Genomic DNA, 20,565 nt, shown 5'->3' on the forward strand with positions numbered 1-20,565 from the left:
GTGTCGCAAACACGCGCCGGCCGGCCTTGATGCGCGACGCGCTTTTTGGCGAAAAAGCCGTTTGCGTATGCCGGTTTATTGTTACCTTGTCGTTTTACGATTTTGAAAATGGACACAATGGCAAACGCACCCGCGCGCGATCCCGCCCACGCGGACACATCGCGCAAACCTTCATGGCTCCGCGCCAAGCTGCCCTCCGGCTCGGGTTACAACGCGGTGCGCAAGCTGGTCGACGGGCACCATTTGCATTCCGTCTGCCAGAGCGCGCAATGCCCGAATCTCGGCGAGTGCTGGACGCGCGGCACCGCCACGGTGATGATCCTCGGAAACATTTGCACGCGCTCGTGCAACTTCTGCGCGATCGCCACGGGACGTCCGACCGAGCTTGATCTTGGCGAGCCGGCGCGCGTGGCCGACGCCGTCGCGAAGATGGGGCTGCGGCATTGCGTGATCACATCGGTGGCGCGCGACGAGTTGCTCGACGGCGGGGCGTCGGTTTGGGCGGCGACGATTCGCGCGATTCGCCATGCGAATCCGAAAACCGCCATCGAGGTGCTCGTGCCGGACTTCAAGGGAAAGATGGAGCACGTCGACATCGTGCTCGAGGCAAGGCCGGACATCTTCAATCACAATCTCGAAACCGTCGAGCGCCTGCAAAAACCCGTGCGTGTGCAGGCGCGCTACGACCGCTCGCGCAGCGTGCTGCGCCATGCGAAAAGCCGCGGCCTCACGACCAAGACGGGCATCATGCTCGGCCTCGGCGAGGAGCCGGGGGAAATCGAGCAAACTTTGCGCGACATCGTCTCGGACGGCACGGACATCGTGACCATCGGGCAGTATTTGCAACCCACGCCGCAGCACTGGCCCGTGAAGCGCTGGGTGCCGCCGGAGGAGTTTGAGTATTGGAAAAAATTCGGCCTTTCAATCGGCCTTGGTGTTGTCGAGAGCGGCCCGTTGGTGCGTTCGAGTTATCACGCCGACGAACAATCCGAAAAATACACCGGCGCCGACCACCTGAACACCGAGAACAACCTGACCTCCGAAAAAACGCGCCCCGCGTCTTGAGCTGAGCGGACGTTGGTCTTCTCCGGCGATCCCGCCGCGATGCGGCTGTTGCGGTTTAAATTGCCGCGACGGTTCGCCCTGCCTGCTAAAGACCAAAACAAGCTCGTGAATAGTATCAGATCGTCACGCTTTCGCCGGGTTTGAGCGGATGCGCGAGGTGGCCGCGTTGTTTGGCGGCGGCGGCGAAGGCCGGGGCGTCCTGCGCGATCGGGGGCCAGGTGTTGTAGTGCATTGGAATCGCGGCTTTCGGTTTGAGCATGTCGAGCGCGTCAATCGCATCCTCGGGCCCCATGGTGAAGTTGTCCCCGATCGGAAGCATGGCGAGGTCGAGTCCGGCGCGACCGATGAGCTGCATGTCGAGAAAGAGCGCGGTGTCACCGGCGTGGTAGATTCGTTTGCCGTCGGCTTCGATGATGATTCCGCACGGACTGCCGAGATACGGGGGCAGGAGCGGATCGGAGCTGTCGCCGTCCTCGCTCGACGAGTGGTGCGCGATGGTGAGCTTGACCCGTCCGAATGGAAACTTGAACGCGCCGCCGGGGTTCATGTTGTGAACCTTCGCGCCTTGGGCGGCGAAAAAGTTGCAGATTTCGTGATTCGAAACGATGACCGCGTCGTTCGTCTTTGCGATGTCGAGCGCGTCGCCCGTGTGGTCGCAGTGTCCGTGCGAGATCAACACATAGTCGCAACGGATGTCGTCGGCCTTTGCGGTTGCGGTCGGGTTGCCGGTGAGAAAAGGGTCGATGACAAGACTGGCGGTGGAGGTTTCGACGAGGAAGCAGGAGTGGCCAAGATAAGTGATTTTCATGACACGCCCCTTTAAGCATGAATTGGCCGGATTTTCACAGCCTAAATAGCGGGGGCCGGGTAGAGACATCCGCGATTCCGAACAAACGTGGTGGATTAAATTAAAATGCCCCGGTAGCGTTTGCCCTCAACTCTTGACAATTCTTCCGATTAATGAATAGCATCAGCGGATACGGGGCATCTGTTAAGGGAAGAGTATTAAAAATTATATAATAACAATTATGGGCACTATGTTTGAAAAAGGAAAAATATTGGAATTTGCGGCGCTGGCCGATTACTCTGAGGGCGGAATCGTCAGCAAGCAGGTTTTGAAAAACGAGGCGGGCAACATCACGCTTTTTGCCTTCGACAAGGGGCAGGGGCTGAGCGAGCACACCGCGCCGTTCGACGCAATGGTGCAAATCCTGGACGGGGAGGCCGAAATAAAAATCGGCGGCAACCCCTTTGTGCTCGGAAAGGGCAAGGCCGTTATCCTGCCCGCCAACATTCCTCACGCGCTGCACGCCGTCGAAAAATTCAAAATGCTATTAACGATGATAAAGGGCTGATGGTGTTTTTGCCGGGCGCGTGGCGGGCGCGAAAGAAACCGTCCCGGTTTTTTCGCGACGTTTCCGGCCAGGCGCCGTCCTTAATGATCACGCATAGGCAATCGCCTCGCAGCCGGGCGCGGGGCGCACGTGCTCAAAAAAATCGGACGACTCTGATGCGTTTGCGTATTCCGGCGCGGATTCGGACAGCAGCTTGCGCAGGCTTTCGCGCGCGCGCGCGATGCGGCTTTTCACCGTGCCCACGTTGATGCCCAGCGCGGAGGCGATTTCGTCGTAGGGAAGGTTGAGCACGTTGCGCATTGTCAGGATTTCACGATGGCGCGTGTCCAGGCGTTCCATGCAATCGGCGATCAAGTTGGTGAACTCCCGCGTCACGGCCTCCTGCACCGGAGTGTGCGCGGTGGCGGCGATCATGTCGCTGAACGCGCTGTCCGAATCATCGCCCAGTTGCATTTCGAGCGAGATCGAATCCTGCCGGCGGCGGCGGAAAAAATACCAGTAGCGGTTGCGCGAAAGATTCAACGCGATGCGATACAGCCAGGTGGCCAGCGACGAGTCGCCGCGGAAATTTGCCAGCGCCCGGTGCGCCCGAATAAAAGTGTCCTGCGTGATTTCCTCCGCGTCGGCGGCATTGTGCAGAAGGTTGTTCGCCAGCCCGAAGATGCGCGTGCGATAGCGTTCCATGATTTCCGTGAACGCGGACTCTTCGCCCGCCCGAAAACGACTCACCAGCTCCCGGTCATGAGCCGCCTCGCGCGCGGTGATCTCGGATGGCGTCATCTCCGGCGTCGATGCGACGCTGAATGGGTTCGCTGATGCTGCTGTGTGATGGAGTGTGTTCATAAGTTATTCGAAAGACTTGCTGCGCGCACTGGGTGCGCCAACGCGCGTGCTGCACCAACAGTTTCCATGCCATCCGCATAAATGGCAACATAACGCGATGAATATTAGGATATTAAAATATTTTTTTACATATCCACCTTTTTGGGGTCAGCGCAAAATGCACGAGCACCAGCACCTCCAGTATGCAAAATGCACGATGGCCGAGAATTGCGTCACGCCGTAATGGATCAACGGCGTGCGGAATTTTTTTTCGAATAACTGCCGCGACTGACCGCCTTTTTGCCGGTTGGTTTCACGGGTTTGCGAAAATTGCCGGATTTTAACGCCTCTATCTGGTCGCGCAACACGGCGGCGCGCTCGAACTCCAGGCGCGCGGAGGCCTCGGACATTTCGTTTTGCAACTCGGCGATCACGGCTTGCACGTCGTCGGCGCTCGTCTCGGCCATGGCGAGCGCGACTTCGTCGTCGTGGCCGTCGCCCGCGCCGCTGCCGTCGTAGGTGTGCAGGCTCGCCTGCGCGGCGCGTTTCACGCTGCGCGGGGTGATGCCGTGCTCGCGGTTGTAGGCGATTTGTTTTTCGCGGCGGTAGTTTGTTATCTCGATTGTGTTGCGGATCGAGTCGGTGATGTTGTCGGCGTAAAAAATAACGCGGCCTTTTTCGTGGCGCGCGGCGCGGCCCGCGGTTTGCACAAGCGAGGTCTGGCTGCGCAAAAAGCCCTCCTTGTCGGCGTCGAGGATCGCCACGAGCGCGACCTCGGGCAGGTCGAGCCCTTCGCGCAGAAGGTTGATGCCGACGAGGACGTCGAAATTGCCGAGGCGCAGGTTGCGCAAAATCTCCACGCGCTCAATCGCGTCGATGTCGGAGTGCAGGTATTCGACGCGGATTTTCTGGTCGCGCAAAAATCCGGTGAGGTCTTCCGAGAGGCGTTTTGTGAGCGTGGTGACGAGCACGCGCTCGCCCGAGGCGACGGCTTTTTTTATTTCGGCGACGAGGTCCTCAACCTGTCCCTTGATTGGGCGCATCACGATCTCGGGATCGAGCAGGCCGGTCGGGCGGATGAGCTGCTCGGCGACCACGGCGGAGTGCTCCATCTCGAACTTCGCGGGCGTGGCGGAGACGTAAACGGTCTGGCCGGTGACGCGCTCGAATTCGTCGAACGCCTGCGGGCGGTTTTCGAGCGCCGAGGGCAGGCGAAAGCCGTGGTTGACGAGGTTCTGCTTGCGGGCGCGGTCGCCATTGAACATGCCGCCGATCTGCGGGATGGTGGCGTGCGATTCGTCGATGAAGAACAGCGCGTCCTTCGGAAAAAAATCGAGCAGGCAAAACGGCCGGTCGCCGGGTTTGCGCGCGGCCATGTGCATGGAGTAGTTTTCGATGCCGTTGCAAAATCCCATTTCCTGGAGCATTTCCAGGTCGTAGTTGGTTTTCATGCGGATGCGCTGGGCCTCGAGGAGCTTGCCCTGCGACTCGAACCAGGCGACGCGTTCGTCGAGCTCGATCTTGATGGCGTCGATCGCCTTTTCGAGCTTGTCGCGCGAGGTCACGTATTGGTTTGCCGGATACAAGTCGAACTGGTCGAGCTTGCGGAGCGTGTTGCCGGTGAGCGGGTCGAACTCGGTGAGCGCGTCCACGTCGTCGCCAAAAAACTCGACGCGCAGTCCGTGCTCCAGATACGCGGGCATGATGTCCACGACGTCGCCGCGCACGCGAAACGTGCCGCGCTTGAGCTCGTAGTCGTTGCGCTCGTAAAGGTTTTCGACGAGCCGCTCGAGCAGGCGGTTGCGCCCGAGCGGACGGTCGCGGCGAATCTGGATGCGTTGCTCGGCGAAATCCTCCGGCGAGCCGAGGCCGTAGATGCACGACACGCTGGCGACGACGATCACATCGCGGCGCGAGACGAGCGAGCTGGCGGCGGCGATGCGCAGGCGCTCGAGCTCGTCGTTGCGCGAGGAGTCTTTTTCGATGTAGGTGTCGCTCGACGCGATGTAGGCCTCGGGCTGGTAATAGTCGTAGTAGGAGACGAAGTATTCGACGGCGTTTTCGGGGAAGAAATTCTTGAACTCGGAGTAGAGCTGCGCGGCGAGGGTTTTGTTGTGCGAGATGATGAGCGCGGGCCGGTCGAGGCGCGCGATGACGTTGGCCATCGTGAAAGTTTTGCCCGAGCCGGTGACGCCGAGAAGCGTCTGGTGCTTGTGCCCGGCGCGGATGGAATCAACAAGCGTGTCGATCGCCTGCGGCTGGTCGCCCGTGGGCTTGTATTCGGCGTTGAGTTTGAAAAGGGACATGGGTGGAAAAATTCCTCTGCGAGGATTGGCGAGCGGTCTTGCAATCACAAGGTCTCAAATCCCGAATTTTTAAAAAGATGGCCGCCTCATCAATCGCGGGGCTGCCTCTTTTTCCCCTCGCTCCGCGTTCATCGTTTCATCCCAATTCACCAACCGCATGCCTCCGCAGAAAATCCTCATCGCGCCCGACAAGTTCAAGGGCACGCTCACCGCAACGCAGGCCGCGCGCGCAATCGAGCGCGGCCTGCGCGCCGTTGCGCCGAATGGCGGCGCACTGGCCGTCCGGCTGCTTCCGATTGCCGACGGCGGCGAGGGCACGACCGACGCGGTTTGCGCCGCGCTGCCCGGCGCGCGTCTTGTGGCGGTTCCGTCAGCCGGCCCGTTTGGCGAGCCGTGCGAGGGGGTGGCCGCGGTTTCGGACGGCGACGCGTTTTTTGAGGTTGCCTGTGTCTCCGGTCTCAAGCTCGTGCCGCCGCAATCGCGCGATCCCTGGCGCGCCACAACGCGCGGTGTCGGCGAAATGCTGCGCGCGCTTGCTGCAGGTGGCGCGAAAAAAATCCATGCCGGTCTCGGCGGAAGCGCCACCAACGACGCGGGGCTCGGCGTCGGCGCGGCCCTCGATTATCGCTTTCTCGACGCGCGGGGAAACGAGGTCGTTCCGCTTCCCGAAAACTACGAGCACATCACCGGCATCGTCGCGCCCGCGTCAAATCCGCTCGGAGGCGTGGAGGTGGCCGGGTTGTGCGATGTCACAAATCCGCTGCTCGGGGCCGACGGCGCGTCGCATGTTTACGGTCCGCAAAAAGGCCTGCGCGATCCCGCGTGCCTCGACGCCGCGCTGGCGCGCATTGCCGGGCTGATCGCGCGCGACTTGGGCGTCGATTACCGCGACTCGCCGGGCGCGGGGGCTGCGGGCGGTCTCGGTTACGGCTTGATGACTTTCGCCGGCGCAAAGTTGAAACCCGGTTTTGAAATAATCGCCGCGCTCGCCGGAATTGAGGCGGCGGTGCGCGAATGCGACCTTGTCATCACCGGCGAAGGCAGGCTCGACAACCAGACACTTTTTGGAAAAGGCCCCGCCGAGCTTGCGCGCCTCGCCCGCCGCGAAGGGAAGCCCGTGGTCGCCTTTGGCGGGTGCGTTGAAGCCGGCGCGGAAAAAGGCCTGCGCGAGATTTTCGCCGATATTTACACGCTTGCCGGCGCCGACTCCGCGGGCGCGGGAGCTGGCGCCGCGCTTGAGGCCGCCGCCAGTCGTTTCGCCGCGGAAAGAATGCAACCCTGAGCGCGAGAAATCACGCCGGGGCAAAAGTCACCACACGAGCAACCCGCTTGCGAAGGTCAGTCCGGCGCCGACGCTGCAGAAAATGATTTTGTCACCCGTGACAAAAATCTCCTCTTCCGCGGCCCAGCCGAGCGCCATCGAAATGCTCGCCGCCGAGGTGTTGCCGTATTTGCCGATCGTCACGACAAATTTCTCGTAGGGAATGCCGACGCGTTTGCTCACGGCGCGCAGGATGCGTTCGTTGGCTTGGTGCGGCACGATCCAGGCGATGTCCTCGGCTTTCAGGTTGTGGCGCTTGAGCGTCGATTCGATCTGGTCGGCAAACGCGATCACGGCGTGCTTGAACACAACGCCGCCGTTCATCTGAAGGTAAAAGTCGTGATGATCCTCGCCGCTCTTGTCCGGGAAGGGCTGGCGCGCGCCGCCGCCGGGGCGCTGGATTGCCTCGAATTGGTTCGCGTCGCCGGAGAGCGCCATGGGCGCGAGTCGGTGTCCGCCGGCCGCGCTGGTGAGGATTGCCGCGCCCGCGCCGTCGCCGAAGAGAAACGCCGTGGCGTGGTCCTTCGGGTTGGTGATGCGCGAGAGGAGCTCGGCGGTGACAACGATCAGCTTTTTCGCGGTGCCGGCGCGGATGAAGGCGCGCCCGACTTCGAGCGCGTAGAGCCAGCCGGCGCAGGCGGCGTTGAGGTCGAACGCGAGCGCGTGCGGAATGCCGAGCTGCCTGGCCAGCGCGCTGGCCATTGAGGGCACGGGCTGGTCGGGGATGAGTGTCGCCATGATCACGCCGTCGATTTGCGACACGTCCATTTTCGCCTGCGCGAGCGCGTGGAGCACGGCGGTGGCGGCGAGGCTTGTGGCCGATTCGCCCTCGCCGGCGTAGCGGCGTTCGCGTATGCCGGTGAGCTTGAGGACTGCTTCCTCGGTCATGTCGGGAAATTCCTTCAAAATGTCCGTGTTTGTGCGCACGACTTTCGGGAAGGCGTAGCCGACTCCCGCGATGCACACGGTTTCGTCGGCGGGTTTGGCGGCGGCGGGGATTGTGCGCTTGGCAAGCCACGCGGTGACATCGTCGCCCGATACGCGTCCACCGGGGCCGGTGGGCGTGATGTCTGTGATCGCCGCGTGGTTGAGGCCGGCTTCCTGGACGAGTTTGATTGCGCGCGGCGTCCATTGCACTGCGGTCGCTGTCGGGGCGGACTTGGCCGGGGCGGGCGGTGGCGGCGTTGCGGGTTTGGCGGCGGCCGGGATTGTTTTTGGGGCCGGTGCCGGCGCGGAGGGATTTCCGGTTGCCTGCAGATGCTTCAAGGTTTCGTCGTCCGTTTCCATGCGCAGGAATGGTGCTCCCGAGGGCATGATGTCGCCCGCGCGCCCGAATATTTCGCGCACGATGCCGGCGCACGGCGATTCGAACTCAAAAACGGATTTATCGCTTTCGAGCTCGGCGAGCTTTTGGCCCTTGGAAACTTGCGCGCCGGGTTGCACGATGATGTCGATCACCGTCAACTCGCTAACCGTCGCGCCCATTGAAGGCATGGGAATGTCGATAAGGAAGGTATCCATTTTGTGAAGGGTGGCGTTAAATAGTGCGAAGCCTCCAATCGCAAGCACGCCTTCGCAAATTGAAAATTTATCAAATCGTTTTGAACGCGCTCGAATTTCTGCAATTTTTCAATGATCGTAACAATTGAAAGGACACACGACCCATGCGCGACATTCCCTTTGGCAAGGCCATCAAAATCCATCCGCTCGCCTGGCTTTGGGAGCCGCTTGAGGGCGATCCGAGTTTCATGCTTCGCCCCATGTTTGGCGGCAAGGCGGCGTATCTCGACGGCAAACTGATGCTGTTTTTCCCCTCGGGCGGTGATCCCGCGTGGCGCGGCATGTGCGTGTGCACGGGATACGAGCACCACGGGTCGCTCATGGCGGATTTTCCCGCGCTGGCTCCGCACTCGGTTTTGCCGAAGTGGTTGTTCTTGCCCGAGGAGCACGAGCGTTTCGAATCGGTCGCCGAAAAAATCGTCGAGATCGCCGGGAGACGGGACTCGCGTCTTGGCGTGATCGGCAAACCCAGGAACAGGGCGGGAAAGGAAAAGCGCGTGCCGGGGCGGGGCGCTCCGGGATGCCGGGCGCGACGAGGCCGCGCCCCTTGATTTTTTCGGGCACTTTTTTGCGAGGCGCGCTGTGCCTCGTCCGGAGGCTTGGAGCTCGCCGCTCCGGGTTATTCGGCGGGGTTGCCGCCCGATTGATGCGTGAGCGTTTCGACGAATTTTTTCATCGCGGGCGTGAGCACGCGGCCTTTGCGGTGGAGGATCGCCAGCGGGCGCGTGAATTCTTTTCCGGCGAACTGCACGACGGCGAGCGTGCCCTGCTTGGCCTCCTGCTGCACGGTGGCTTGCGGCACGATGGACACGCCGTGGTCGATTTCGACGGCGCGCTTCACCGTTTCGATGTTGTCGAACTCCATGACGGGTTCGATTTCCATTTTACCGTTGCGGAAAATCTGGTCGACCGCCTTGCGCGTCGGGATGTCGGGATCAAAGCCGATGAACTTTTGCCCGACCAGATCGTCGAGCGTGAGCGCGGAGCGTTTCGCTAGCGAATGCGCCGGGTGCGTGATGAGCACGAGCCGGTCGTTGCGAAACGGCAGCATCTCGACCTGGCGCGTTTTTACCGGAAACGCGACGAGCCCGAAATCGACCGAGTTGTGCAGGATGTCCTCATAGACGAGGTTTGAGCGGCGGTATTCGATGCGCACGTTGACCGACGGATAGGCGTGAAGGAAGCGTTTGATGAATGGCGGCAGCTCGTGAAGGCCGATCGAATAAATCGTCGAGATGCGGATGGTGCCGCTGATCACTTTTTTCATCTCCTGCAACTCGCTTAACAACTTGTCGTATAGGTGCAGGATTTCCTTGGATGTCTCGTAAATGCGCATGCCCTCGCGCGTGAGTTGAAACTGCTTCTGGCTGCGGTCGATGAGCAGCGTCTTGAAGTTGCGCTCCATCGCGCGCGCCTGCTGGCTCACCGCCGACTGTGTAATGTGGTTGATCTTGGCCGCCTTTGAGAAACTTTTTGTCTCAACAAGGTCGGCGAATACTTTGAAATTTTCCAGTTGCATGTTTCCCTAGTAAGAATGCTTCACTATAAATCGCGCTAATTGAGGCGCAAACTATTAAATTTTTTTTCAACAATGATCACTTTTGAGCAGTATAAAGTGCGCGCCGATGCGTTGCGGGAGCAAATGGCCGAGGCCTGTCGCTCCGCCGGGCGCGACCCGTCTGAGGTGCGGTTGCTGGCGGTCACCAAGACACACGATGCCTGGGCGGTGGATCACGCGGCGCGCCTCGGACTTGCCCTCGTCGGTGAAAACCGCGTGCAGGAAGCCGCCTCCAAAAAACCGCTCGTCTCGCCCGAAACCGCCGCCGCGATGAGCGCGGGCAAACTGAAATGGGAGCTGATCGGCCACTTGCAAAGCAACAAGGCCCGCCTCGCCGCCGAGCTCTTCGACCGCGTGCAAAGCGTGGACGGCGAAAAACTCCTCCGTCATCTCGACCGCGCCGCCGGCGAGCTTGGCAAAACGCTTCCAATCCTTTTGCAAATCAACGCCGGCAACGACCCCGCGAAATTTGGCGCCGAACCCGCGGACGCCCCGCGCCTGCTTGACACCGCGCTCGCGCTTCCGCACCTGCGCGTGGACGGCCTCATGACAATTGCGCCGCTTTCCGAAAACCCCGGCGAAATGCGCCAGATGGCCGTGCGCACCTTTGCGAACCTGCGCGCCATCCGCGACAATCTCGCCGCGACGCGCGGCACCGCGCTTCGCGAACTCTCGATGGGCATGACGGGCGATTACAAGGAGGCGATAGCCGCGGGCAGCACGATCATCCGAGTCGGCACGGCGTTGTATGGCGCGCGGGAGTGACGGCGTGCGGACTCTCCGCTTGCCCGCAGGAGTCGGATGATATTATTTTCATCCTCAATCCATCCCAATCCCATGAAAAACATCTCTCTTGCTTTTATCCTTGCCTGCCTTTTTGCAGTCACCGCCAATGCCGCTGATCGCTCCATCACCACCATTGGAACTGTCCGTGTCGAGATACCCGCCGACAAAGTCAAAGTCCGAGTTTCCATCCAGGCTGTCGACCCAACGCTCGAAGGTAGCAATGCCAAGCTCGACGCGCTGGTGGACGAGTTTTTTAAAAAAGCCAAGTCACTCGGTATTCGTAAGGATGAGATTGTCCTGAACAGCCGCATGGCTGAAAAGGAGTGGGTGCGTGATGGGCGTCGGCGCATCGACAATGGTTTCAGCTCAGCTATTTCCCTAACGCTTACGCTGAATGATGTGTCCAAATTTCCCGAACTGGCGACTTACGCAGGTCTTCGCGAAGAACTCTCATTGTGGGGAACAAAGTATACATCGTCAAAAGAGGGCGAGGCGCGCAAAAAAGCCATCACTGGCGCGCTCAAGGCGGCGCGAGACAAGGCTGAACTCCTCGCCAAAGCGGGCAACGCTACACTCGGGCAATTGATATCTGCCGAGGAAATGGATATGGAACCGAAAAGCAGATATGGCTCCATTAGTTCGAACAACTTTACGCAGATGGAGATTTCCGAAGGCGTCCAGTCGGTTGAGTTTTCCGTGCGAGTGACCGCGACCTTTGAGTTGAAATAAGGCGCAGGGCTTGCCGAAAATCCGCACGGTAAAACACCTTGATGCTCGCGTTCGTTTTCGCGGGCGTTTCTGTTGGGCGGACACTGTTTCCTTTTTAATCATGCACAAACCCTCGACCCTGTTCTCCGCGTTTTTCGCGCTCACCATCCTCGCCGCTTTTTCGAATGCTCAGGCATCCTCCGCCCCCGCGCGCGAACGCGTTTCGTTTAACGACGGCTGGCGATTCACCCGCGGGGATCCCGCCAATGTGGGCAACTCACTCGACTATGAGCGCGTCAAGCCGTGGTTGCTCCCGTGCGGCGACGACCTGCTCAACATGAGCCCGCCCGCCGCGCTCCGCCTGCCGCCGCCGGCGCCAAATCCCGCCCATCTTTACGGCCGCGCCATTGATTACACCACATCCAAGTTCGACGACTCCGCCTGGCGCGCGCTCGACCTCCCTCACGACTGGGGCATCGAGGGGCCGTTCTATCAGGAGCTTACCGGCAAGACCGCGAAACTGCCGTGGTTCGGCGTCGCGTGGTATCGCAAAACCTTCGACCTGCCCGCCGCCGACGCCGGACGCCGGATATACCTCGAACTCGACGGCGCGATGTCTTATTCGATGGTTTGGATCAACGGCCAGTTTGCCGGCGGCTGGCCCTACGGCTACTCCTCGTGGCGCGTCGATCTGACGCCGCACATCAAGCCCGGCGCGAAAAACGTGATCGCCATCCGCCTCGACAATCCCCGCGAAGCGTCGCGCTGGTATCCCGGCGGCGGCATTTATCGCAACACCTGGCTGCTCAAAACCGCGCCCGTCGCCATTGCGCAATGGGGCGTTTTTGTCACCACGCCGCGCGTCACCGCGGCCTCCGCCATCGTCGATGTCGCGGTCACGCTCGACAATAAAACCGACGCCCGCGCCGACACCAAACTCACGACGCGCCTCTACGCCGCCGACGCCAACGGCGCGCCTTCCGGCCCCGCCATCGCCACCGCCCAACCCGCCGCGCTCAACGCCGCCGCGCGCAACCAGGCGTGGATTTCGCAAACCTTCACGCTCGAAAACCCGCGTCTTTGGAGTCTCGGGGAGCGCAACCGCTACGTCGCGGAAACAGAAATCACCCAAGGTGGAAAAGTCGTCGACCGCGTGCTCACGCCCTTCGGAATCCGCTCCATCGAGCACACCACGGAGGGCTTTTTTCTCAACGGCAAACGCGTTCCCATTCGCGGCGTCTGCATGCATCACGACCTCGGCGCGCTCGGCTCCGCGCTCAATCTCCGCGCGCTCGAGCGCCAGATCGAAATCCTCCAGTCGTTTGGCGCCAACGCCATCCGCACTTCGCACAACCCGCCCGCGCCCGAACTCCTCGAACTCTGCGATCGCATGGGCATGCTCGTGCAAGTCGAGGCGTTCGACGCCTGGGCCATCGGAAAAGTGCGCGACGACTACTCGCGCCTCTTCCCCGACTGGGCCGAAAAAGACCTTCGCGCCATGGTGCGCCGCGACCGCAACCATCCCTGCGTTATCCAGTGGAGCATTGGCAACGAAATCCGCGAGCAAGCCGCGCCCGGCGGATGGAAAACCGCCGCGTATCTCGCCGGCGTCATTCGCGAGGAGGACCGCACGCGCCCCGTGGCCGCCGGCTTCAACGTGATTCAGGCCGCCTACAACGGCATGATGACTGCCGTCGACATCGTCGGTTACAATTACAAACCGCGGGAATACGCCAAGGTTCGCGCCACCCACCCGCACCTCCCTCTCTTGGGCGCCGAAACCGCCTCCACCATCAGCACGCGCGGCGTGTATGTGTTTCCCGTCAGCGACGACAAGGCCGATGGCTTGGATCGCCAAAACTACCAGATGAGCTCCTACGACCTCTACGCCCCGCGCTGGGCCACCACACCCGACGACGAATGGCGCTCGCACGACGAAGTGCCCGGCATCATGGGCGAGTTTGTTTGGACCGGTTTCGATTACCTCGGCGAACCCACGCCCTATAACAGCGACACCACCAACCTTCTCAACTTCGCCGGCGCCGCCGACCGCGCCCGCATGGAAAAGGAAATGAACGCGCTCGACAAAAAACGCGTTCCCTCGCGCAGCTCCTATTTCGGCATCGTCGATCTCGCCGGTTTCCCGAAAGACCGCTACTACCTCTACCAATCGCACTGGATGCCCGACAAACCGATGGCGCACATCCTGCCGCACTGGAACTGGCCCGAGCGCATCGGCCAGGTCACGCCCGTGCACGTTTACACCAGCGGCGACGAGGCCGAGCTGTTCCTCAACGGCAAATCCCTCGGGCGCAAAAAACGCGGCCAATACGAATACCGCTTCCGCTGGAACGACGTTGTTTACGCGCCGGGCGAGTTAAAAGTCGTCACCTATAAAAACGGCAAGCCCTGGGCCGAAACGACAACACGCACCACGGGCGGGGCGGAGAAACTTTTGCTCGCCGCGGACCGCCGGGAAATCCGCGCCGACGGCCGGGACCTCAGCTTCATCACCGTGACCGTTGCCGACAAAAACGGACGGCAAGTCCCTCGCTCGATGAACAAGATTAATTTCTCCATCACCGGGCCCGGCGAAATCGTCGCCGTGGACAACGGCGATCCCACGAGCCACGCGCCCTTTCAAGCCAGCGAACGCGAAGCGTTCAACGGCCTCGCCCTCGTGATCGTCCGCGCGAAACCCGGCGCGGGCGGCGACTTCACGCTGCGCGCCGAAAGCGAAAGCCTCGCGCCCGCGGAAATCGCGATCAGCGCCAGATAAGGGACGCGGGAGTGATTGGAAGTGTGACTGTGGCGCGGGCGGTGTGTTTTGCGTTTCACCCGCCCGGCCATCCGCGATGGCGAAAGTAATATTGCAAAACAGACGGCGCGCGCGCAGGCACAGCGTGGAATAAACGCCGCTTGAAACCGCCTGTCACAACTTCCGATTCGCCCGCCGCCGACGCCTTGCACAAACGCGCGATCGCGTTGTTGTTTGCGACGGCGTTGTTTTGGAGTCTTGGCGGGGTGCTCATCAAACTGGTGCCGTGGTCGCCGCTCGCGATTTCGAGCGGGCGCGGATTTATCGCGGCGGCGGTGCTCGCGTTGGTGATTCGGCCGCGGTGCCTGTCGTTTTCACGGGCGTCGCTCGCGACGGCGCTCAGTTACGCGGGGTGCACGATCACGTTTGTCGCGGCCACGAAGCTGACCACGGCGGCCAATGCGATTTTGCTCCAGCACACATGCCCGGTCTGGGTCGCCCTGCTCGGCTGGTGGTTACTGCGCGAGCGCGCCACGCGGGCCGACTGGATCGCGATCGCGGCCACGCTCGCGGGCATCGCATTGTTTTTTGCGGACAAGTTTCGCGCGGATTTGTTTTTTGGCAATATCGTCGCGATCATCAGCGGCGTGTTCTTCGGGCTGACGGCGATTTTCATGCGCAGGCAAAAAGACTCGTCGCCGGCGGATGCGTTGATCCTCGGCAATCTTATCAGCGGATTTGTCGGGTTGCCGGTGTTGATTCACGCGCCGTTTGGCGGGACGTCCGCGACGGGGTGGGGCGCGCTTATCGCGCTTGGGACGGTGCAGCTCGCGCTCGCTTATTTCCTCTATGCGCGGGCGATCAGGCACGTCACCGCGCTCGAGGCGGTTTTGATTCCGGTGATCGAGCCGATACTCAATCCCGTGTGGGTGATGCTCGCGATCGGCGAGGCGCCCGCGCCGTGGGCGATTGTCGGCGGGGTGATTGTGCTTGGTGCGTCGGTGTTTCGCGCGTGGGTGGCGATCCGCAAAAGCTCGCCGATAACGCATGCGAAATAAATTGTCCCGCCGAGGAGAATAATCGCGGGGCGCCATCCGCCCCGCTCATTTCGCGGCACGCGCATTTTCCAGCAGGTAGATGCCGCTTAGATAGCCGTTTTCCTCGATCGCGCCGACTCGAAGCGTGCCCTCAAACGATTTCGGGACATCGGGCGCATAAGCGCCGGGTTTTGCCATGCGCACGACAACCCACTCGTTCATTTGCGGCTGCTCGCCGAAGCAGCACATGGACTGGTCGCGCAGAAGCAGGAACTCAACCGCCCGCCCGTCTTTCATTCGCACGGGCAGCATGAAGCCGGTGATGGTGACTTTTTTTCCATTGAGTTTGCGAACGGCGACGGGGAGTTGTTCGTCCACTTGCGGGCCGGCCTGCGCGCGGGGTTTGTCCGGATCATAGGCCGGCGGGCTGAACGGAAAACCGCCGAGCACATCGAAGCCAACCTTGTTGCTGTCGCCGCCTCCTGTGTTAGCATCGGCAACCGCGCCAATGAGCGCGAACGCGGCGGCGAGCAAAAGGAAACGGACGGCAAAGGACATGCTGGCAAAATTTGGCCGTTGGCACGGAAGGGTCAACAATCGGCTTTCCAGTTCGGCGCACTTTGCTCAACCTGTGCGTTTTTGTGAGCCAGAACGACGACAACAACGACGACGATATCTATGAGGCCGACGGCAGTTTGCCGGAGGACGTCATGGACCCGCGAGAGAAACCCATGGGCTTCTTCGATCACCTCGAGGAATTGCGCTGGGTGATTCTCAAATGCATTGTCGTTTACGTGCTCTTTGCGGTGGTGATCGGCGTTTTTCTCCGGCAGGCGAACTCGATCCTCCTGCTGCCGTTCAACATGGCGCGCGAGCAGTTTCCCGAGCTTCCGGAAAACCTGCGGATGATTTATGTCACGGATTCGTTCACGGCGGTGATCCAGCTTTGCTTTCTCGGGGCGCTGGTGCCGGCGATGCCGTTTTTCTTTTTCTTCGCATCCCAGTTTGTCGCGCCCGCGCTTACTAAAAAGGAAAAGCACATGATTATCCCCGTGTGCCTGTCGTCGCTGGTTCTTTTTGTCGTCGGCTCGCTGTTCAGCTTTCTCCTGCTCGTGCCGAGCACGTTAAAAATTTCCGCGCTGACCGGCGACATTCTTGGCGCGACCGCCGAGTGGACGATCGCAAGTTATTACGGCACGCTTGCCTGGCTGACAATCGGCGTGGGCATATCGTTTGAATTTCCGCTCGTGATCGTGCTGCTGGTTTATCTCGGCATCCTGCGGGTGGAGACGCTGCGCAAATACCGCCGCCACGCGATCGTGGGCATTTTTATCATGGCGGCAATCATCACGCCGACGCCCGACCCGTTCACGCAAACGATCTTCGCGCTGCCGTTGTATGTGTTGTTCGAGACGGCGATTTTCATCGGCGGCCGCATGCAGAAAAAACGCGACGAGGCCGCGACTCCATAGGGGATGCGATTGCATCTATACAATAACCGCTGAAAAAGCTGGTTTATCCACGATATTTGGCCACCATTCCATTTTCATTTTTTTAGAAAAAAACCACGTCTCATGAAAATAATCATTATTGGAGCAGGTCCGGCTGGATTGACGGCAGGTGCTAGCCTTGTCGAAAAAGGCCATCAGGTAATAATTTTGGAAAAAGACGACAATTATGTCGGCGGCATTTCGCGCACGGTCAAATATAAAGGTTTTCGCTTTGACATAGGTGGTCATCGTTTTTTCAGCAAAAGCGCGGAAATTACCGATTGGTGGCACAATCGCCTCCCAAATGATTTTATAAAGGTGCGGCGCCTTTCACGCATTTATTATCGGGGTAAATTTTTCGACTATCCTCTAAAGGCATTCAATGCGCTTTTTAATCTCGGCATATGGACCAGCTTTCTGTGCGTGCTTAGCTACCTTAAAGTCAAGCTGCGCCCGATACCAGAAGAGCGTTCTTTTCAGGACTGGGTCAGCAATCGTTTTGGAAAAAAACTGTTCTCCATTTTCTTCAAAACCTACACGGAAAAAGTTTGGGGACGCCCTTGCGATCAAATCAGTGCGGATTGGGCGGCCCAGCGCATCAAGGGGCTGTCGCTTGTCAGCGCGGTGCAACACGCTCTCTTTCCCCAAAAAACGAAAAAAGGCGAAGTGGTAAAAACCCTTATTGAAGAATTTCAGTATCCTCGCCTCGGCCCCGGCATGATGTGGGAGAAGACGCGTGATGACATACTCGCTTCGGAGCGACGCGTGGAAATGGGAACTGCCGTGAAAAAAATAGAGCATGATGGCATGCGGGTGATAGCCGTCGAAACCGAAGACGGACGTCGATGGGAAGGGGATTCATTTATAGTATCCATGCCTTTGCAGGAAACCGTGCGAGCGCTTGCCCCGGCTGTTCCGCCCGAGGCATTGGCCGCGGCATCACGACTTGAATACCGGGATTTCCTGACAGTGGCGCTGATGGTTCGGCGCGAAAACGTGTTTCCCGACAACTGGATTTACATCCATGACCCCGGCGTGAAACTCGGACGGATCCAGAACTTTAACAACTGGAGCCGCGCATTGACACCGGAGGCAGGAGTGACGTGCCTCGGACTGGAATATTTTTGTTTTGAAGGCGATGAAATGTGGAACGCCAGCGACGAGATGTTAATTGATCTCGGTAAGCGTGAACTGCGGCAGCTTGGACTTGTGTCAACAGCAGACGAAATCTTTGATGGCTGCGTGGTGCGCATGCCCAAAGCCTATCCGGTTTACGGCCCGAATTATGCGGATGATGTGGCCCTCATTCAACGCGAGTTGGAGAAATTATCCAATTTGCAAGTGATCGGACGCAACGGCATGCATCGCTACAACAATATGGATCACTCAATGATGACCGCCCTGCTGGCGGCGCGCAACGTGGAGGGAGCCCGCTTTGACCTTTGGCAGGTAAACACCGACGCCGAGTATCACGAGGAAAAACAAATACGAACGCATAAATGAAGCATAACGCGAACACACTATTAGTCACTGGTGGCGCAGGTTTTTTTGGAAGCATACTGAAACGATGCCTATTGGGGCGCGGATTTCGCGTTGTTTCCATTGACCTTGAACCGGACGAAGATGCGCATCCCCATCTGCGATCCGTGCGCGGAGATATCCGGGACGAAGCATTAATGAGAGAGATTTTTAGCAGTGAAAAGATTCATGCTATTTTTCATTGCGCCGCGATTCTAGCCCATGCGGTAAAGGACAAAAAATTCCTCTGGTCTTCCAATGTGGATGGCACGAAACTGGTCGCTGAACTGGCTGCTGAACATGGTGTTGGTAAAATCGTTTTCACATCAACCAACTGTCTGTGGGCGGAAAATCTCCATCGCCCGGTTCTTGAAACCGACATGCCAAACCCAGTGGAAATTTACGGAAAATCGAAATGGGAGGGTGAAAAAATTTTGCTCAGTCAGCAGGATCGCATCATCAGTATTATCATTCGCTGTCCCACCATAATCGACAGCGGCAGGCTCGGCTTGCTTGGCATTCTATTTGAATTCATAGATGAGGGGCGCAAGGTATGGGTCGTCGGAGGAGGGAAAAATCGATATCAATTCATCTACGCGATGGATCTTGCTGATGCTTGCCTGCGCGCGCTTGATTATCCCAAAACCGAGATTTTTAACATCGGTTCGGACAACGTCAAAAGTTTCCGCGAAGTCTATCAACACGTCATCGACAAAGCGGGCAACCGGGCGCGGGTGGCAGCGCTTCCCAGGAAACCGACGATATGGGCGATGAAAATAGCCCATGCGTTGCGCATCTCGCCGCTAGGCCCCTATCAATATAAAATGATTGCGGAGGATTTCGTATTTGGCACTGAAAAAATTAAACGCGAATTAGGGTGGGCTCCCACGCTCACAAATGAGGAAATGTTGTATAAGTCATATAAATATTATCATGACAATATTGATGCAATTCGTCGTCGCAAGAATGTGTCCGCGCACAAGCAAACAGCCGAGATGGGAATCATCAGGCTGCTCAAATGGCTGTCGTGACACGCGAGCGCCCTTGATTTTGAGATCTCAGACATGCCTCGAGTATTAACGAATTTCCGGCCTCTTCTACCTATATGCAAATAACCAGATTATATTCCTTATTACCGAATGCATAGCCGCCAAATTGCCGGTTCCTTTGTGATTTTTAGGAATCCAATCAATATGCTCCTTTCCTGAACCAGTGCCATAGCCATAAAACAGCCAACGCCATAATATTATGATCTTAAAAATCGGAAGATCCCTTGTGAGATATTTTAATATTCTTATCGGGAAAATGGATATCTTTGTAACAAGTGACACCCACCGTTTTACACCATATGGGAAGCTGTTTGACTACAACTTCACCTTCGACGCGGTAAGGGCGTCCACACTGGAGCTTGTTTGCCAGGAAATCAAAAGAAATCGCGTTGAGGGCGAAACCGCTGAGCTTGGTGTTTACAGAGGTGATTTTGCAAAATATATAAACGCGGCCTTTCCTGAAAAAAAACTCTATCTGTTTGACACATTTGAGGGTTTTGAGAAAACGGAGATGAAAAAAGGCAGATCCAGCGGCGACGCCGCTGTCATTGATGATTTCTCAAAAACCTCCGCAAATCTTGTTTTATCAAAAATGCGACATTCCGGACAATGCATAATAAAAAAAGGGTTTTTTCCGGATACCGCCAAGGATGTTGAGGCAAAATTCGCCCTCGTGTCAATAGATGCGGATTTGTATGAACCCATCCTGGCCGGGCTTGATTTTTTTTATGGGCGCCTGTCAAAGGGAGGATATATATTGATTCATGACTACAACAACAAGCAATATAAAGGGGCTAACAAGGCGGTTGTTGAGTTTTGCACAGCACGGGGCATCACACTTGTTCCCGTGGCGGATGCCTCAGGGAGTGCGATAATAATAAAGTAGGATTAGGTGGCGGTAGCGTCCGTCAAGTTTCGCACATTTTAAAAAGCATAAAGTCGGCGGAGGAAGGTTGTGTGTAAACCTAAAAAGGAAAATGAAAAAGAGAGCCAGGCGGGGGTAAATGAGGTAAGAGCAGGGAGATGGAAACGCCAGCGCCCCCGATTTGCGCTCACCCTGCGGGTGAGCCCTCAAATAACCGTGCAAGTGCCGCCTACCCGCCGGGCAACTGGCCGGTGGACACACCCGGTGGGCGTTTTTACGCGGAGTGGGACGACCAATCGCCGGTTACACGCGAGGGCCAGTTGATCTTCTTCTTCCAGTTCCTGCAAACCGGCGGGCGCTGGGAGGA

Annotated in this window: 18 protein-coding genes; 12 read left to right on the forward strand and 6 right to left on the reverse strand. The window is 58.7% G+C overall.

Translation table 11 applies throughout. The features are described from left to right. Positions 1-108: 108 nt before the first annotated feature. Positions 109-1,065, forward strand: coding sequence for a lipoyl synthase (gene lipA / locus M2447_RS12385; RefSeq protein ID WP_277558864.1), 957 nt, complete (start codon positions 109-111; stop codon positions 1,063-1,065). A 115-nt stretch (positions 1,066-1,180) separates the two neighbouring features. Here lipA and M2447_RS12390 read toward each other — a convergent pair whose 3' ends face one another. Continuing rightward, positions 1,181-1,873, reverse strand: coding sequence for a metal-dependent hydrolase (locus M2447_RS12390; RefSeq protein ID WP_277510954.1), 693 nt, complete (start codon positions 1,871-1,873; stop codon positions 1,181-1,183). A 220-nt stretch (positions 1,874-2,093) separates the two neighbouring features. Here M2447_RS12390 and M2447_RS12395 point away from each other — a divergent pair, with 220 nt between their 5' ends. Further along, entirely contained in the window at positions 2,094-2,420 is a 327-nt protein-coding gene (locus M2447_RS12395; protein ID WP_277558865.1) for a cupin domain-containing protein, read from the forward strand. An 87-nt stretch (positions 2,421-2,507) separates the two neighbouring features. Here M2447_RS12395 and M2447_RS12400 read toward each other — a convergent pair whose 3' ends face one another. Together M2447_RS12400 and uvrB are read right to left on the reverse strand one after the other, a co-directional pair. Beyond that, positions 2,508-3,263, reverse strand: a complete 756-nt coding sequence (locus M2447_RS12400) for a sigma-70 family RNA polymerase sigma factor (RefSeq protein WP_277558866.1) — start codon at positions 3,261-3,263, stop codon at positions 2,508-2,510. Positions 3,264-3,490: 227 nt separating this feature from the next. Then, positions 3,491-5,548, reverse strand: coding sequence for an excinuclease ABC subunit UvrB (gene uvrB, locus M2447_RS12405; RefSeq protein WP_277558867.1), 2,058 nt, complete (start codon positions 5,546-5,548; stop codon positions 3,491-3,493). A 157-nt stretch (positions 5,549-5,705) separates the two neighbouring features. Here uvrB and M2447_RS12410 point away from each other — a divergent pair, with 157 nt between their 5' ends. After that, a complete protein-coding gene (locus M2447_RS12410; protein ID WP_277510950.1) occupies positions 5,706-6,830 on the forward strand; it encodes a glycerate kinase in 1,125 nt (374 codons plus the stop codon). Positions 6,831-6,857: 27 nt separating this feature from the next. Here the strand turns inward: M2447_RS12410 and M2447_RS12415 are convergent, their stop codons facing one another. After that, complete coding sequence (locus M2447_RS12415; RefSeq protein ID WP_277558868.1) at positions 6,858-8,390, reverse strand: beta-ketoacyl-ACP synthase 3; 1,533 nt, start codon at positions 8,388-8,390, stop codon at positions 6,858-6,860. 143 nt (positions 8,391-8,533) lie between these two features. Here M2447_RS12415 and M2447_RS12420 point away from each other — a divergent pair, with 143 nt between their 5' ends. Beyond that, the gene (locus tag M2447_RS12420; protein WP_277510947.1) at positions 8,534-8,980 is read left to right on the forward strand and encodes a hypothetical protein; all 447 of its coding nucleotides are present in this window, start codon (positions 8,534-8,536) and stop codon (positions 8,978-8,980) included. A 68-nt stretch (positions 8,981-9,048) separates the two neighbouring features. Here M2447_RS12420 and M2447_RS12425 read toward each other — a convergent pair whose 3' ends face one another. Next, positions 9,049-9,948, reverse strand: a complete 900-nt coding sequence (locus M2447_RS12425; protein ID WP_277558869.1) for a LysR family transcriptional regulator — start codon at positions 9,946-9,948, stop codon at positions 9,049-9,051. 72 nt (positions 9,949-10,020) lie between these two features. Here M2447_RS12425 and M2447_RS12430 point away from each other — a divergent pair, with 72 nt between their 5' ends. The 4 genes from M2447_RS12430 (at position 10,021) to M2447_RS12445 (ending at position 15,297) form a co-directional block, all read left to right on the forward strand. Beyond that, positions 10,021-10,752, forward strand: coding sequence for a YggS family pyridoxal phosphate-dependent enzyme (locus M2447_RS12430; RefSeq protein ID WP_277558870.1), 732 nt, complete (start codon positions 10,021-10,023; stop codon positions 10,750-10,752). Positions 10,753-10,824: 72 nt separating this feature from the next. Next, positions 10,825-11,502: an SIMPL domain-containing protein gene (locus M2447_RS12435; RefSeq protein WP_277558871.1), complete on the forward strand. Its 678-nt coding sequence runs from the start codon at positions 10,825-10,827 to the stop codon at positions 11,500-11,502. Between the two features lie 100 nt (positions 11,503-11,602). After that, complete coding sequence (gene galB / locus M2447_RS12440) at positions 11,603-14,260, forward strand: beta-galactosidase GalB (protein ID WP_277558872.1); 2,658 nt, start codon at positions 11,603-11,605, stop codon at positions 14,258-14,260. Between the two features lie 140 nt (positions 14,261-14,400). Next, positions 14,401-15,297 carry a DMT family transporter gene (locus M2447_RS12445; RefSeq protein WP_277558873.1) on the forward strand — a complete coding sequence of 299 codons (897 nt, stop codon included), beginning with the start codon at positions 14,401-14,403 and terminating at the stop codon, positions 15,295-15,297. A gap of 45 nt (positions 15,298-15,342) precedes the next feature. On the opposite strand, the gene M2447_RS12450 is transcribed toward M2447_RS12445, so the two are convergent. Further along, a complete protein-coding gene (locus M2447_RS12450; protein ID WP_277558874.1) occupies positions 15,343-15,834 on the reverse strand; it encodes a DUF3299 domain-containing protein in 492 nt (163 codons plus the stop codon). Positions 15,835-15,917: 83 nt separating this feature from the next. Between M2447_RS12450 and tatC the strand changes: the two genes are divergently transcribed. The 4 genes from tatC (at position 15,918) to M2447_RS12470 (ending at position 20,219) form a co-directional block, all read left to right on the forward strand. Next, the gene (gene tatC / locus M2447_RS12455; protein ID WP_277558875.1) at positions 15,918-16,748 is read left to right on the forward strand and encodes a twin-arginine translocase subunit TatC; all 831 of its coding nucleotides are present in this window, start codon (positions 15,918-15,920) and stop codon (positions 16,746-16,748) included. A 102-nt stretch (positions 16,749-16,850) separates the two neighbouring features. Beyond that, positions 16,851-18,269 (forward strand): NAD(P)/FAD-dependent oxidoreductase, encoded by a 1,419-nt coding sequence (locus tag M2447_RS12460; RefSeq protein WP_277558876.1) that lies wholly within the window; start codon positions 16,851-16,853, stop codon positions 18,267-18,269. Next, a complete protein-coding gene (locus M2447_RS12465) occupies positions 18,266-19,315 on the forward strand; it encodes an NAD-dependent epimerase/dehydratase family protein (protein WP_277558877.1) in 1,050 nt (349 codons plus the stop codon). The genes M2447_RS12460 and M2447_RS12465 overlap by 4 nt, the downstream gene beginning before the upstream one ends. A gap of 217 nt (positions 19,316-19,532) precedes the next feature. Further along, complete coding sequence (locus M2447_RS12470) at positions 19,533-20,219, forward strand: TylF/MycF/NovP-related O-methyltransferase (protein WP_277558878.1); 687 nt, start codon at positions 19,533-19,535, stop codon at positions 20,217-20,219. The last annotated feature ends 346 nt before the right edge of the window (positions 20,220-20,565 follow it).

Source organism: Ereboglobus sp. PH5-10 (assembly GCF_029504735.1).
Classification (GTDB): Bacteria; Verrucomicrobiota; Verrucomicrobiia; order Opitutales; family Opitutaceae; genus Ereboglobus.

Bases quoted from the DNA above. Each gene is read 5' to 3' on its own strand.
- galB (WP_277558872.1), top strand. From the start codon at position 11,603: ATGCACAAACCCTCGACCCTGTTCTCCGCGTTTTTCGCGCTCACCATC.
- M2447_RS12470 (WP_277558878.1), top strand. From the start codon at position 19,533: ATGATCTTAAAAATCGGAAGATCCCTTGTGAGATATTTTAATATTCTT.
- M2447_RS12460 (WP_277558876.1), top strand. From the start codon at position 16,851: ATGAAAATAATCATTATTGGAGCAGGTCCGGCTGGATTGACGGCAGGT.
- M2447_RS12435 (WP_277558871.1), top strand. From the start codon at position 10,825: ATGAAAAACATCTCTCTTGCTTTTATCCTTGCCTGCCTTTTTGCAGTC.
- M2447_RS12420 (WP_277510947.1), top strand. From the start codon at position 8,534: ATGCGCGACATTCCCTTTGGCAAGGCCATCAAAATCCATCCGCTCGCC.
- M2447_RS12415 (WP_277558868.1), bottom strand. From the start codon at position 8,390: ATGGATACCTTCCTTATCGACATTCCCATGCCTTCAATGGGCGCGACG.
- lipA (WP_277558864.1), top strand. From the start codon at position 109: ATGGACACAATGGCAAACGCACCCGCGCGCGATCCCGCCCACGCGGAC.
- M2447_RS12430 (WP_277558870.1), top strand. From the start codon at position 10,021: ATGATCACTTTTGAGCAGTATAAAGTGCGCGCCGATGCGTTGCGGGAG.
- M2447_RS12395 (WP_277558865.1), top strand. From the start codon at position 2,094: ATGGGCACTATGTTTGAAAAAGGAAAAATATTGGAATTTGCGGCGCTG.
- M2447_RS12390 (WP_277510954.1), bottom strand. From the start codon at position 1,873: ATGAAAATCACTTATCTTGGCCACTCCTGCTTCCTCGTCGAAACCTCC.
- M2447_RS12425 (WP_277558869.1), bottom strand. From the start codon at position 9,948: ATGCAACTGGAAAATTTCAAAGTATTCGCCGACCTTGTTGAGACAAAA.
- M2447_RS12410 (WP_277510950.1), top strand. From the start codon at position 5,706: ATGCCTCCGCAGAAAATCCTCATCGCGCCCGACAAGTTCAAGGGCACG.
- uvrB (WP_277558867.1), bottom strand. From the start codon at position 5,548: ATGTCCCTTTTCAAACTCAACGCCGAATACAAGCCCACGGGCGACCAG.
- M2447_RS12400 (WP_277558866.1), bottom strand. From the start codon at position 3,263: ATGAACACACTCCATCACACAGCAGCATCAGCGAACCCATTCAGCGTC.
- M2447_RS12465 (WP_277558877.1), top strand. From the start codon at position 18,266: ATGAAGCATAACGCGAACACACTATTAGTCACTGGTGGCGCAGGTTTT.
- M2447_RS12450 (WP_277558874.1), bottom strand. From the start codon at position 15,834: ATGTCCTTTGCCGTCCGTTTCCTTTTGCTCGCCGCCGCGTTCGCGCTC.